General features: G+C 60.5%; 9 protein-coding genes. 4 read left to right on the top strand and 5 right to left on the bottom strand.

The window, feature by feature from the left end:
* Positions 1 to 63 precede the first annotated feature (63 nt).
* Both HMPREF2807_RS07195 and HMPREF2807_RS07200 read left to right on the top strand, forming a co-directional pair.
* Positions 64 to 1212, top strand: a complete 1149-nt coding sequence (locus HMPREF2807_RS07195; protein WP_070511460.1) for a bifunctional 2-methylcitrate synthase/citrate synthase — start codon at positions 64 to 66, stop codon at positions 1210 to 1212.
* Positions 1213 to 1399: 187 nt separating this feature from the next.
* Entirely contained in the window at positions 1400 to 4831 is a 3432-nt protein-coding gene (locus HMPREF2807_RS07200) for a pyruvate carboxylase (RefSeq protein WP_070511462.1), read from the top strand.
* 461 nt (positions 4832 to 5292) lie between these two features.
* Here HMPREF2807_RS07200 and HMPREF2807_RS07205 read toward each other — a convergent pair whose 3' ends face one another.
* The 3 genes from HMPREF2807_RS07205 to HMPREF2807_RS07215 all read right to left on the bottom strand — a co-directional run bounded on the left by HMPREF2807_RS07205 (position 5293) and on the right by HMPREF2807_RS07215 (position 8879).
* The gene (locus HMPREF2807_RS07205) at positions 5293 to 5850 is read right to left on the bottom strand and encodes a GNAT family N-acetyltransferase (RefSeq protein WP_049154352.1); all 558 of its coding nucleotides are present in this window, start codon (positions 5848 to 5850) and stop codon (positions 5293 to 5295) included.
* Between the two features lie 254 nt (positions 5851 to 6104).
* Positions 6105 to 7877, bottom strand: coding sequence for an ATP-binding protein (locus HMPREF2807_RS07210; RefSeq protein ID WP_070511464.1), 1773 nt, complete (start codon positions 7875 to 7877; stop codon positions 6105 to 6107).
* Between the two features lie 141 nt (positions 7878 to 8018).
* Positions 8019 to 8879, bottom strand: coding sequence for a sulfurtransferase (locus HMPREF2807_RS07215; protein ID WP_046648352.1), 861 nt, complete (start codon positions 8877 to 8879; stop codon positions 8019 to 8021).
* A 289-nt stretch (positions 8880 to 9168) separates the two neighbouring features.
* On the opposite strand from HMPREF2807_RS07215, the gene HMPREF2807_RS07220 reads away from it, so the two are divergent.
* Positions 9169 to 10227 carry a Cj0069 family protein gene (locus HMPREF2807_RS07220; RefSeq protein ID WP_046648351.1) on the top strand — a complete coding sequence of 353 codons (1059 nt, stop codon included), beginning with the start codon at positions 9169 to 9171 and terminating at the stop codon, positions 10225 to 10227.
* A 209-nt stretch (positions 10228 to 10436) separates the two neighbouring features.
* Positions 10437 to 11738, top strand: coding sequence for a DUF4282 domain-containing protein (locus HMPREF2807_RS07225; RefSeq protein ID WP_070511466.1), 1302 nt, complete (start codon positions 10437 to 10439; stop codon positions 11736 to 11738).
* A 246-nt stretch (positions 11739 to 11984) separates the two neighbouring features.
* Here HMPREF2807_RS07225 and HMPREF2807_RS07230 read toward each other — a convergent pair whose 3' ends face one another.
* Together HMPREF2807_RS07230 and HMPREF2807_RS07235 are read right to left on the bottom strand one after the other, a co-directional pair.
* Positions 11985 to 12401 carry a DUF3151 domain-containing protein gene (locus HMPREF2807_RS07230; protein WP_070511468.1) on the bottom strand — a complete coding sequence of 139 codons (417 nt, stop codon included), beginning with the start codon at positions 12399 to 12401 and terminating at the stop codon, positions 11985 to 11987.
* 130 nt (positions 12402 to 12531) lie between these two features.
* The coding region (locus tag HMPREF2807_RS07235; RefSeq protein ID WP_070511483.1) for an MFS transporter at positions 12532 to 13779 on the bottom strand (1248 nt) is incomplete at its 5' end.

Genomic DNA, 13779 nt, shown 5'->3' on the forward strand with positions numbered 1-13779 from the left:
AACCTGCGGTCCTAAACCCGCCCGAAAACTCACCCGATCCTTCTATCAAAGGAGAAAAACACCATGTCTGAAACCCCAGAAATCCGCAAGGGCCTCTACGGCGTCGTCGTCGATGAGACCGCCGTCTCCAAGGTCGTCCCGGAAACCAACTCCCTGACCTACCGCGGCTACCCGGTTCAGGAGCTGGCTCGCTACTGCTCCTTCGAGGAGGTCGCCTACCTGCTGTGGAACGGCGAGCTGCCGAGCCAGGATGAGCTGGTCCGCTTCTCCGCCCGTGAGAAGGCGCTGCGCCACCTAGACCGCCACCTCATTGACCTGATCACCTCCATGCCGAAGTCCTGCCACCCGATGGACGTGCTGCGCACCGCGGTCTCCTTCATTGGCTCCCAGGATCCGGAGGAGTACACCAAGGATTCCGAGCACATCCGCCGCACCGCTCTGGAGCTCATGGCGAAGCTGCCAACCATCGTCGCACTCGACATCCGTCGCCGCCGCGGTGAGGGCTACATCGAGCCTTCCCGCAAGAAGGGCTTTGCGGAGAACTTCCTGTGGATGGTCTTCGGTGAGGAAGAAGGCTCCCCGGCCCTGTCGCGCTCCGACATCGAAGCCTTTGACAAGTCCCTCATCCTCTATGCGGAACACTCTTTCAACGCCTCCACCTTCGCTGGCCGCGTAGTCACCTCCACGATGTCGGATACTTACTCCGCTGTTACCGCGGCTATCGGCGCGCTCAAGGGCCCGCTGCACGGTGGTGCGAACGAGGCCGTGATGAAGAACTTCCTCGAGGTCGGTGACCCCGCCAAGGTAGAGGAGTGGACGCTGAACAAGCTCAAGAACAAGGAGCTCGTCATGGGCTTCGGCCACCGCGTGTACAAGAACGGCGACTCCCGCGTTCCGACCATGGAGGCCGCCTTCCGCGAGCTCGCCAAGGACCACGGCCAGGAGCAGTGGGTGGAGATGTACGAGAAGATGGCTAAAACCATGTATGAGAACACCTCCATCAAGATCCAGCCGAACTTGGACTTCCCGGCTGGCCCCGCCTACCACATCCTGGGCTTCGACATCGAGTTCTTCACCCCGATCTTCGTGATGGCCCGCATCACCGGCTGGACCGCACACATCGTGGAGCAGAATGAGAGCAACTCCCTCATTCGCCCGCTGTCTGCCTACAACGGCAAGGAGCAGCGCTCCGTTCCGCCGAAGCAGATCTAAGAGAAGCGGAACTAATCAGAGCACAACCAGCGCACGAAACTTTCTTCCTGTGCGCTGGTTTCTTCTTTGTCCGACTTATGTGCAGCGTGTGGATTTCTGTTGACCTATATGTCGATTCTCGCCCGCGTTGTCGCCTCGGACACTATCCTTGTCTTCGTATTGTTCCTATCTGAAAGGATCACTCCTAGTGTCTGATACCGCCCACAAGTCCTTCTCTAAGATCTTGGTGGCCAACCGCGGTGAGATTGCCGTGCGTGCCTTCCGCGCCGCCTTTGAGGTCGGTTCCAAGACCGTTGCAATTTACCCCAAGGAAGACCGCAACTCCTTCCACCGCGCCTTCGCGGACGAGGCCGTGCGCATTGGTACTGAGGGGCAGCCGGTTAAGGCTTATCTCGATATCGATGAGGTGATTCGCGCCGCCAAGAAGTCCGGTGCGGACGCCATTTACCCGGGTTATGGCTTCCTTTCGGAGCGTGCTGATTTGGCCCGCGCGTGCCGCGACAACGGCATTAAATTCATCGGCCCCACCGCCGAGACCTTGGACCTGACCGGTGACAAGGCCGCTGCAGTGGCCGCAGCCGAGGAAGCAGGGCTGCCGACTCTGAAGGACTCGAAGCCCTCGACGGACGTCGACGAACTGGCGGAATACGCCAAGGACTTTGAGTTCCCAGTCTTCGTGAAGGCCGTGGCCGGCGGCGGTGGCCGCGGCATGCGCTTCATCGAGAACGAGGCCGAGCTGAAGACCAAGTGCGCTGAGGCATCCCGCGAGGCAGAGGCCGCCTTCGGTGACGGCCACGTCTACCTTGAGACCGCGGTGATTCGCCCGCAGCACATCGAGGTGCAGATTCTGGCTGACTCCCAGGGCAACGTCATGCACCTGTATGAGCGCGATTGCTCCGTGCAGCGCCGCCACCAGAAGGTCGTGGAGATTGCCCCGGCACCGACGCTGGACCCGGAGCTGCGTGACCGCATCTGCGCGGACGCCGTGAAGTTCTGCGAGCACATCAACTACGAAGGCGCCGGTACCGTCGAGTTCCTCGTCGATGAAAAGGGCAACCACGTCTTCATCGAGATGAACCCGCGCGTGCAGGTTGAGCACACCGTGACCGAGGAGGTCACGGGCGTGGACATCGTGAAGTCCCAGATGCAGATTGCCGCGGGCCTCTCCCTGGAGGAGCTGGGCCTCAAGCAGGAGGATATCCACATCACCGGCGCGGCGCTGCAGTGCCGTATCACCACTGAGGATCCCTCCAACGGCTTCCGCCCGGATACCGGCACGCTGACCCAGTACCGCTCGCCGGGCGGCGCGGGCGTGCGTCTCGACGGTGCAACGGCCGTCGGTGCGGAGATCTCGCCGAACTTCGACTCCCTGTTGGTGAAGATGACCTGCCGTGGTGTCAACTTTGAACAAGCCGTGGCACGTGCGCAGCGCGCGCTCAACGAGTTCACCGTGGCCGGCGTGGCCACCAACATCGGCTTCCTGCGCGCTCTGCTGCGTGAGCCGGACTTCGTCAACACCCGCGTGGACACCAGCTTCATTCCGGAGCACCCGGACCTGCTGAAGGCCCCGCCGGCCGTGGACGAATCTGGCCGCATCATCGACTACATCGCGGACGTGACTGTCAACAAGCCGAATGGCGAGCGCCCGACCACCCTGCGTCCCTTCGATAAGCTGCCGGATCTGGACTTTAACTCCGAGCTGCCGCGCGGTTCCCGTGACGACTTGCTGGAGCTGGGCCCGAAGAAGTGGGCGGAGAAGATCCGCAAGCAGGACGCCTTGGCCGTCACCGATACCACCTTCCGCGATGCTCACCAGTCCCTGCTGGCCACCCGCGTACGCGGCACTGCTCTGGTCACCGCGGCGGAAGCCGTGGCCCGCATGACCCCGGAACTCTACTCCGTGGAGGCATGGGGTGGCGCCACCTACGACGTGGCCATGCGCTTCCTCAAGGAGGACCCGTGGGTCCGCCTGGACCTGCTGCGCGAGGCTATGCCAAACCAGAACATCCAGATGCTGCTGCGCGGCCGCAATACCGTGGGTTATTCGCCGTACTCCAACGATGTGTGCACCGGCTTCGTGCAGGAGGCTGCCAAGTCCGGCGTGGATGTCTTCCGCATCTTTGATGCGCTGAACGACGTCACCCAGATGCGCCCGGCTATCGACGCCGTCCTGGAGACCAACACCACCGTGGCCGAGGTTGCCATGGCCTACTCCGGTGACATGTGCTCCCCGGATGAGAAGCTCTACACGCTGGATTACTACCTCAAGCTGGCCGAAGAGATCGTCAACACCGGTGCCCACGTCCTGGCTATCAAGGACATGGCGGGCCTGCTGCGTCCGGAGTCCGCATCCAAGCTGGTTATGGCTCTGCGCAAGGAATTCGACCTGCCGGTTCACGTGCACACGCACGACACCGCCGGTGGCCAGTTGGCTACCTACTACGCGGCAGCGCTTTCTGGTGCCGACATCGTCGACGGCGCCTCCGCACCGCTGGCGGGAACCACCTCTCAGCCTTCGCTGTCCGCCATCATCGCGGCGTTCTCGAACTCTTCGCGTGACACCGGTATCTCCCTCAAGGCAGTCTCCGACTTGGAGCCCTACTGGGAGGCAGTGCGTCAGCTCTACCATCCGTTCGAGAAGGGAATTCCTGGCCCGACCGGCCGCGTGTACCGCCACGAGATTCCGGGTGGACAGCTGTCCAACCTGCGCGCACAGGCTACCGCGCTGGGCTTGGAGGACCGCTTCGAAATCATCGAGGACACCTACGCTGCGGTGAATGAGATGCTCGGCCGCCCGACCAAGGTGACCCCGTCCTCCAAGGTGGTTGGTGACCTCGCCCTGCACCTCGTGGGTGCTGGCGTGGACCCAGCTGACTTCGAGGCCAACCCCACCAAGTACGACATCCCGGATTCCGTCATCGCCTTCCTGCGCGGTGAGCTCGGTACGCCTCCGGGTGGCTGGCCGCCGCTGCGCGACAAGGTCCTGGAGGGCCGCGCGCCTGGCGACGTCACCGTCAAGCCCGTCCCTGAAGAGGAGAAGGCACACCTGACTTCGGATGATTCCACCGAGCGCCGTGCTTCCCTCAACCGCCTGCTCTTCCCGAAGCAGTTCGAAGAGTTCAACGAGTTCCGCCGCACCTACGGCAACACCGAGGCGCTGACGGACACCGTCTTCTTCTACGGTCTGGAAGAAGGTAAGGACTACATTGTTCACCACTTCCCGGAGGGCTCCAACGATCGCGCGGACCTCAAGCCCATTACCTTGCGTCTTGACGCGATGGGCGAGCCGGACGAGAAAGGCATCCGCAACGTCGTGCTCAACGTCAACGGCCAGATCCGCCCGCTCAAGGTGCGCGACAACAACGTCGAGTCCACCGTCGCCACCGTGGAAAAGGCTGACCCGTCCAACGAAGGCCACGTGGCCGCACCGTTTGCCGGCGTGGTGAACCCGACCGCCAAGCCTGGCGACGAGGTCAAGGCCGGCGACCAGATCGCCGTCATCGAGGCCATGAAGATGGAAGCCTCCATCTCCGCCACCAAGGATGGCACCATCGAGCGCGTCGCCATTGGCGTCGCCACCAAGGTTGAGGGCGGCGACCTCATCGCCGTTATCAACTAAAAGTTGACTTAGGTTATGGATGGGTGAGCAGCGTCATTCTTGGCGCTGCTCACCGGTGGTTTTCGGCGGTGGGGTGGGATTTTTCCGCACTGCATTGGCCTAAGTCAGGAGGGTGTCTCGCAAAAGGCATCTGGTAGAAGGCATCTTTGGGTCTAAAAACGCCATCTGCCCTGAGTAAAAGGCGTTTTTAGCCGTGAAAACGCCTTTTGACTGATGCCTTTTGCCAGGTGCCTTTTGTCAGATGCCTCCAGCATCTCGATGGAGGCATGCAGACGTTGCGCGTTGTTAGGGGAGCGAAGAAGCTAGTCGCGTTTCGCGAAGATACGTGCAGCGTTCTACGGAAACGGTCGTTGTGACCCGACCTAGGTTATAGGCGGGTGAGCAACGTCGCTCTTGGCGCTGCCGTCGGCGCGCCGACGAAGGTGTCGAGTATAGTCGACACCCTTTGTCGGCTTGCGGTACTAGAAGCGCTTGAGCATCACGTGGGCATCCGGGCGGCCCGGGATGTCGATGTCGACGAAGCCTTCGGATTCATATAGCTTGCGGGCACCGCTGTTCTCCGGCTCAATCCACAGCGATACCGCAGGAGCCTCTTGGGCTTCGGCCAGGTCGCAGGTGTTGCGCAGGAGGCGTCGTCCAGCGCCGAGGCCCCTGTAGCGGGACTCCACAGCAATGAAGAGCTCGGGGATTTCCTCCGGATCTAGGTCGGTGGCCCACTGGGACTCATCAAAAGGATCTGCCTCGGGGTTGCCGGTGTAGGCGGCACCCTTCGCTTCAGTGGTGTAGTAGCGCAGCCACGCACCACCGACGGGAACGCGGTGGCTGGAGACTGCGATGACGCCGCCGTCGACATGGGGAGACCATTCATCGATGTACAGCCCTACGTCAGGTGTGTGGAAATCCCCGATATGGGCGTCCTCGTCACCGAGGACATCGGCGAGGAAAAGAAGGCGGGAGAGGTAGGTACGGTCGTGCTCCTTGGCCAACCGTACGCCGAACTCGGAATCGTTAACGCTCATGCCTTTCGAGGCTACTTGATCTCTGAATTTAGCTACTCACAGAGTGACTCGAGGGGGCGTGGGTGGCGCTATCCTGATGCGCCACTGTTGCATCCCCCCCAGAGCGACAAGTCAGCACCCCGGTAAGTAGTACTCAGCGGGCCAGTGACCCGGAGCAGAGCTCCACCGGGGTATCACGGACAGAGAGTACGTAACGTTGCTGACTGAAGCAAGGTTATTGCAGTGCTCCCTGGCCGCAAGGAAGCACCGGCAAATTACTTGATCTCCAGAATCGGCTCGCCCTTGTTGATCTGCGTTCCGGTGGATACCTTGAGGTCGGCCACGGTGCCGGACTTGTGGGCCTTGACGGGGTTCTCCATCTTCATGGCCTCGAGGACGACGACGACCTCGCCCTCTTCCACTTCCTGGCCTTCCTCGACGGCGACCTTGATGACGCTGCCCTGCATCGGCGCGGTCACGGTGTCACCGGACACGCTTGCCGACGCTCCCTTGCCACGACGCTTCTTCGACTTCTTGCGCTTGCTACCACCGCCCAAGAGCAGGTTGCCCGGCAAAGCCACCTCGATGCGGCGGCCGCCCACCTCGACGACGAACTTCTGGGCCGCCTCCTGCTCTTCGTCCTCGGCTGCTTCGGCGGGGTCGACGTATGCGGGGAGCTCGTTAACCCACTCTTCCTCGATCCACTTGGTGTAGACCGTGAAGTTGCCGTCCTCGGCGGTGAAAGCGGGATCGGTGAGGATGGCCTGGTGGAAGGGGATAACTGTGGGCAGGCCCTCGATGCGGTACTCGGCCAGGGCGCGGCGTGCGCGCGCGATGGCGGTGGCACGATCCGGACCCCAGACGATGAGCTTGGCCAGCATAGAGTCGAACTGGCCGCCAATAACGGAACCTTCGCGCACGCCGGAATCCATGCGCACACCCGGACCGGAAGGCTCGGAGTAGGTGACAACCGTGCCGGGCGCCGGCATGAAGCCCGCGGCGGCGTCTTCGCCGTTGATGCGGAATTCGATGGCGTGGCCGCGCGGGGCGGGATCCTCGGAGATGGAGAGCTCGCGGCCCTCGGCGATGCGGAACTGCTCGCGTACCAGGTCGAAGCCGGTGGTCTCCTCCGTAACGGGGTGCTCCACCTGGAGGCGGGTGTTGACCTCGAGGAAGGAGATGAGTCCGTCAGAACCGACGAGGTATTCCACGGTGCCGGCACCGTAGTAGCCGGCCTCGCGGCAGATGCGCTTGGCCGACTCGTGGATGGAGGCGCGCTGCTCATCGGTAAGGAAGGGGGCAGGAGCCTCCTCGACGAGCTTCTGGAAGCGGCGCTGCAGGGAGCAGTCACGGGTGCCCATGACGACGACGTTGCCGTGCTGGTCGGCGAGGACCTGGGCCTCGACGTGGCGGGCCTTATCCAGGTAGCGCTCGACGAAGCACTCTCCGCGGCCGAAAGCGGTAACGGCCTCGCGGGTGGCGGATTCGAAGAGGTCCTTGATCTCCTCGCGGGTGTGCGCGACCTTCATGCCGCGGCCACCGCCGCCGAAGGCGGCCTTGATAGCAACGGGGAGGCCGTGCTCATCGGCGAAGGCTTCGACTTCTTCTGCGCTGGCGACGGGATCCTTGGTGCCCGGTGCCATAGGAGCATCAGCGCGCTCGGCGATGTGGCGGGCGGTGACCTTGTCACCCAGCTCCGCGATGGATTCCGGGGACGGGCCGATCCAGATCAGGCCGGCGTCGATGACGGCCTGAGCAAACTCGGCGTTCTCGGAGAGGAAGCCGTAGCCGGGGTGGATGGCGTCGGCGCCGGATTTGGAGGCGGCGTCGAGAATCTTGCCGAAGTCGAGGTATGACTCCGCGGAAGTCTGGCCGCCGAGTGCAAAGGCTTCGTCGGCAAGCGTGACGAATGGGGCATCGGCATCGGGCTCGGCGTAGACCGCTACGGATGCAATGTTGGCGTCGCGAGCCGCGCGGATAACACGGACCGCAATCTCACCGCGGTTGGCCACGAGGACCTTGGTGATGTTCTTGGTTTCAACTGCCACGGCAGGAACCCTCCTCCATGATTTGTGATAGGACTGCGTACTATTCTTGCACACCAAAACATGAGGATACCTTCACATCTTGGTTTCGTGTCAAAAAATAAACCCGCACCAGCGCGGATGCGGGCTTATATCGGCGTGTTGCTAGCGCTCAACGGGCATGCGAACCATGTTGCCCCATTCTGCCCACGAGCCGTCGTAGACACGGGGTGCCTCGAATCCGAGCAGGTACTTGAGGACGAACCATGTGTGCGCGGCTTGGGCTCCGACGTGGGAGTAGAGGACGGTTTCCGTTGCCGGTTCGAGCTCGCCGTAGTTGACCTTCAGCTCGCTGAGCGCGCGGAAGCAGCCGTTCGGGTAAATCGCGCGGTCCCACTCGAGGTTGATGGCGCCGGGAATGTGGCCGTGGGTCATTGTGGTGCCGTAGGCGGACTCGCCGGCTCCAGCCTTGTGGGCGGCCTCGCCACAGAACTCCTCTGGGCTGCGGGTGTCAACCACCGTGGCGGAGGAGTCACGCAGCTCGTCGACGAAAATGCGCGAGGATTCCTCGCGGGAAACCTCCGGGTAGGAGGAAGCAGAAGGCTCGGGGACCATGAAGGAGGTGTCGCGTTCTTCGGACATCCAGGCGTCCCGTCCACCGTCGAGAAGCCGCACGTCCTCGTGGCCGTAGAGCTCGAAGACCCACAGCGCGAAAGCAGCCCACCAGTTGGACTTGTCGCCGTAGAGGACGACGGTGTCGTCGCGCTCAATACCCTTGGAGCGGAGGAGTGCGGTGAAATCCTCTGCGCTGATAATGTCCCTCGCTGTGCTGTCGAGCAGCTCAGTTTGGACGTTGATGCGGATCGCGGTGGGGATGTGGCCGATGTCGTAGAGGAGTGAGTCCTCATCAACCTCGATGACGTGGAGGCCGTTGATGCCCAGTCGCGCGGACAGCCACGGTGCGGACACGAGGCGCTCAGGGTGCGCGTATTCCTGGAAAGGGGGATTCGGGTCGAATTCGGCCACGGTCCACCTGCCTTTCTCGTTGAGGGGGAACGTTCGGTTCAACTCTAGCGTGCTGGGCGGACATGTGGTCACGGGGGAGGCGTATTTGTGGTGTTGGATACATTTCTTCTGCAGTTAGCGCTGCTGCACGTTCACTGGTTATAACAAGCGTGCAGGTCAGCGGCCAAAAAGTGCGGTACGCTTGCTTTTTATGCCTTTTCGGGGGTGCTTTTCTAGGTGAGCGCGAGGGTCCAACCTGGGTTATTTTAAGAAGTGACACTCACTAACCCCCTAGTGGAAGGGAATCACTGTGCACAAAGCAATCGTCGTCTTCGAGGTTGAGGGCGGATCCGATAAGCAGATCAACGGACACCGTAAGGACACCATGCCGATCGTCGACTGCATCAAGGATGCAGGTTGGCACGCCGAGGTCGTGTTCTACCGCCCTGAGTGGTCCGAGAAGCTCTTCGAGTATGTATCGGAGAACTTCGATGCCTACATCTCCCGCGTGAACCCGGGCAACATCCCGGGCGGTGAGAAGGGCTACTTCGATCTGCTCACCAAGGTGTCCGAGGCCGGACTGGTCGGCATGTCCACCCCGTACGAGATGATGGCCTACGGCGCTAAGGATGCCTTGGTCAAGCTCAATGACACGGACCTGGTTCCGGCTGACACCGCCGCCTACTACGACGTCGAGTCCTTCCACAAGACCTTCCCGACCTCGCTGTCCTACGGTGAGCGCGTGCTCAAGCAGAACCGTGGCTCCACCGGCTCCGGCATCTGGCGCGTGCGCCTTGCCGACGAGAAGCTGGCCGAGTCCGTCGAGCCGGGCACCGCACTGCCGCTCGACACCAAGATCAAGTGCACCGAGGCTGTGGACAACCACACTGAGGAGCGCGAGCTCGGCGAGTTCATGGACTTCTGCGACCAGTACATCGTGGGTGACAACGGCATGCTCGTGGACATGCGCTTCATGCCGCGCATCGTCGAAGGCGAGATCCGCATTCTTCTCGTGGGCCCAGATCCGGTCTTCGTGGTGCACAAGAAGCCGGCCGAGGGCGGCGACGCCTTCTCCGCCACCCTGTTCTCCGGTGCCAAGTACACCTACCAGAAGCCGGAGGAGTGGCAGGAGCTGGTCGACATGTTCGCTGACGTCCGCCCGGTCATCGCTGAGAAGCTCGGTGGCGACAACATCCCGCTGATCTGGACTGCGGACTTCATGCTGGCTGATGGTGAGAATGGTGAGGACACCTACGTCCTTGGTGAGATTAACTGCTCCTGCGTGGGCTTCACCTCTGAGCTGGACATGGGCATCCAGGAGAAGGTGGCTGCTGAGGCCATCAAGCGCGTGGAGGCCAAGCACGCCTAAGCGTGTTGCTGCGCACTAGCCTTTGAGCACAAGCTTGTGATTGTTCCCCCGCCTGCGGCGGGGGAACTGTCGTTTTCTGGGGCGTGTTCCCCAAGCCGCGCTGCCGGTGAGCGAGATCTCAGGTACGTTCGGAGGGGTAAAAATTACGCCATTGTAGTGCTGTAGCGCGCTGCGAATTTCGATGATTCTCCGAAAGGTCTAACGAAAAAATGACGAACCCCAACCAGTTTGGTGAGAACGGCGATAACAGCGATAACCACGTCAACGGGTCCAACGGTGAGAACGCCGGGAACAACGGTTACAGCAGCTTCGGCGGTTACGATAGCTCCCAGTCAGGCAACGATGACGCTGCGTCCGCGTGGGGTAGCCAGGCATCGAACTCCGGTTTCGGCTGGGGTGGCCAGGCAGGATATGGCGACTACTCCGAGGGCTCCGCCGACTCGTCTGGATTCGGTTATTCCGCTCCCCAGGGTGCGCAGCCGGATGCTGAGAATCGCGGCTTTGACGCGTCCGGTTCGGGCTTTAATGCGTCCTCCGATTCCGCCGCGGACTCGGCCTATGATTCGGCGAAGAACAGCACGGAGTCTGGCACCGAGCACTCTTCCAGCTCCTCTGTCCCTGCTTCCGAAACCTTCGGCGGGCAAGATTCCCAAGCCTCTCACGGTACCTTTGGCGCTTCCTACGGCTCGTACAATGCCGACAGCGACGCGGGTGCGGCGCAGAACTCCAGCGCCGAGCACAACGCTGGCACCGATCACAATGCTGGCGCTCACAATGCTGGCGCTGATCACGCTGCGGACTCCGTGAACTCGAACCAAAGCTATGGCGGCCAGAACTACGGTAATCAGGGCTACGACAACCAGGGTTATGGCAGCCAGGGATTTTCTAACCAGGGCTATGGCTACGGCACCCCGTCGGAGTCGCACCAAGACCATGGCTTTGGTCAGCAGTCGGGAGAGGGCTTTGGAACCACGGCTTCCCACTCAACCTCCGGCTTTGGTGGCTACCCCCAACAGAACCAAGGATTTGGGGCACAAGGCCAGCAAGGTTTCGGCGCCCAAGAACAGCAGGCTTTCGGCACGCAGGATCAGCAGGGCTTTGGTCAGCAGAACAACTCGCCCTTTGCCGCCTCCCCGCAGCAGGACTACCCACAGCAGAATTCACAGGGCGGCAGCCCCTCCAAGGGCGCTGGCTTCTTCAAGGCGCTGTTTGACTTCTCCTTCAATGACTTCGTCACCCTGAAGTTCTCCTCCTTCATCTACCTGCTGCTCGTCATCGTGGCAGGGGCAGCATGGGCGGGAATGATCCTCTTCTCCTTCTTTGCTTTCACTGACAGCTTTCTCATCGGAATCTTGACGTTCCTGGGCGCTGTCATCGGTGGCGGAATCGCGTTCCTTTTCTACGTCATTCAGTTCCGTTTGATCTTGGAGTTCTTCGTGGCGAACATCCGCACCGCGCAGAACACCGGAGACCTTGTCTCTCAGGCGGATGGCGATAGCGATAAGGAATAGGTGGTCTCACGCGCTGCGCTTTTCGCAGACACGCTAATCCCGCGGCCTCACATTCGAGGTCCGCGGGATTTTTACATGTAGGAGGGGCTGTCTGAGAATTCCGGTAGCCACCACAGTTGGTTTCAGTCGTATGGTTCAGGTCAGATGGTTCATGTGCCCCCAAACAAACCATCTGTGGCCTCCTAGATGGTTTACTTGCCCCCAACTAAACCTTTTGAGTAGAACCAGGTGACTAGAACCATGTGCTTAATCCAGTAGCGTAGCGACGCACTCGGGGTCGGCATCGGAGAGCATCTGGCGGATGCGGTCATATTCTGCGTCCTCACCGATGGCCTTCGCGGCATGGCCCAGTGCGGCAATCGCGCGCAGTACGCCTTGGTTTGGTTCGTGAGAGAAGGGGACAGGGCCCCAGCCCTTCCACCCATTGCCGCGCAGGCGGTCGAGGCTGCGGTGGTAGCCGGTGCGCGCATAGGCGTAGGCGGTGATGAATGCGGTGGGCTCAGCGCCCTTGTTCTTGTCTAGTTCTTGCTCCGCCAGCAGCGCCCAGAGCAGCGGGGAATCTGGGTGGGCGACAATTCCCGCGGTGAGATCAGCGGTGCTGTCAGCACCCGGATCGGCGGGCAGATTGATGGGTGGGGGAGCGAGCATGTCTTTCATTTCCATGCCGCCCCACTCTAGCCATGTGGCAGTGAGGCCACCAGAGGGGGCGAGCTTGGATACGACTAGTCGAGGCTAAGGCTGGGGTCCGACTGGCGCCGCGAAGGCTTTGAAGCGTTCGTATACGTCATAAGGGTTACTCGAGAACTGGGAGGGAATTGAACTCGGTTGCTTTAGGTAGTGCGCGTAAGACTGAACCCGCCACTATCAAGCAAGAGATAACCGAGCACAGAACACATAGTGCCATGCTTGCCTGAAAACCAATTGCAGAAAGAAGAACGCCTGCGCTGGTGGAGGCGATGATTGGAAGTAGTCCCATCATTAGGCGCGCTCCTGCCGAGCACTTACCTATCTTTTCAGGGGGTGCAGATAGTGCAAGTAGTCCACCAGAGTACGAGTTACATGCGATCGAGGGGATGACGATGAAAAATGCTGCGATTGCGATCAGCGGCCAATAATGGGAAAACACGAGAAGGAATATGTACCACAGGAATTCCCAGAGCATGGTTGCTCGGATTATGTTTCTTCCGGGGAATCGCTTGATGAGGTGGTCCTGAAAAAATCCTCCAACAATCATGCCAAGGGTGAACATGGTGGAAGTTAAGCCGATTATCCAGCCATCAACTTTAAGATAGGCCAACCAGAGGTCTATGGACGCGATGAGGAAGAAGTTGGCAAAATTCGAGCATAGATCGATGCTGAAAATTGCCCGGAGCACCGGATATTTCCAAATCCAAGCCAAAGAATATTTGCTATCGGACCAGAACTCTTTAAATGAATATCTTGGGCCGCTGATTGTTTCACCTAGGTTTGCATTGATGCTCCTTGAAGCATATACGGGACCAAGCCCTGACAGGGCTTGCGTAATAAAAGGAATAACCGGGGCGAGTCCGTAAAGGAGGCCTCCCAAGGGTAATCCGACCATCCAGATAATGTTGTCTCGAGTTTGGTTACGGCCCTGTGCTTGGACAAGTAGATTCTCTGGGATGATGAATCTTAGAATGGCGTTGGTTAGCCCTCCGAAGGTGCCTGTAATCATCCCAGCAAAAAAGCTGAAGAAGAATAAGGAGATGAAAGTGAATTTACCCAGGCAGAGGAGGAGGGAAAAGGAAGACCAGATAGCAATCTGACTCAGGCCGTAAAGGAGAAGCAGATTCTTCTTATCGAAGCGATCAATGATCATTCCGGCTGGGATGGTCATGATCAAGGAGCCAGCTGAGCTTGCTGCTCCGATGAGACCTGCTTGGCTTAGACTTCCAGTGAGGTGGAAGCTCGCAAGTGAAACAGGGATGGCAATGAGGGATGAACCCAAAGCGCTTGTTGTGTCGGCGAAGAACCACCGTAAGTAATCGGGCTCTTCCGGTTTTGGGGTGCGTAGCGGGGT

This window comes from Corynebacterium sp. HMSC074A09 (assembly GCF_001811545.1).
In the GTDB taxonomy this organism is placed as follows: domain Bacteria; phylum Actinomycetota; class Actinomycetes; order Mycobacteriales; family Mycobacteriaceae; genus Corynebacterium; species Corynebacterium hiratae.

Coding starts and splice junctions, on each gene's coding strand:
- HMPREF2807_RS07195 (WP_070511460.1), top strand. CDS start 64: ATGTCTGAAACCCCAGAAATCCGCAAGGGCCTCTACGGCGTCGTCGTC.
- HMPREF2807_RS07205 (WP_049154352.1), bottom strand. CDS start 5,850: ATGAGCGTTAACGATTCCGAGTTCGGCGTACGGTTGGCCAAGGAGCAC.
- HMPREF2807_RS07225 (WP_070511466.1), top strand. CDS start 10,437: ATGACGAACCCCAACCAGTTTGGTGAGAACGGCGATAACAGCGATAAC.
- HMPREF2807_RS07230 (WP_070511468.1), bottom strand. CDS start 12,401: ATGGAAATGAAAGACATGCTCGCTCCCCCACCCATCAATCTGCCCGCC.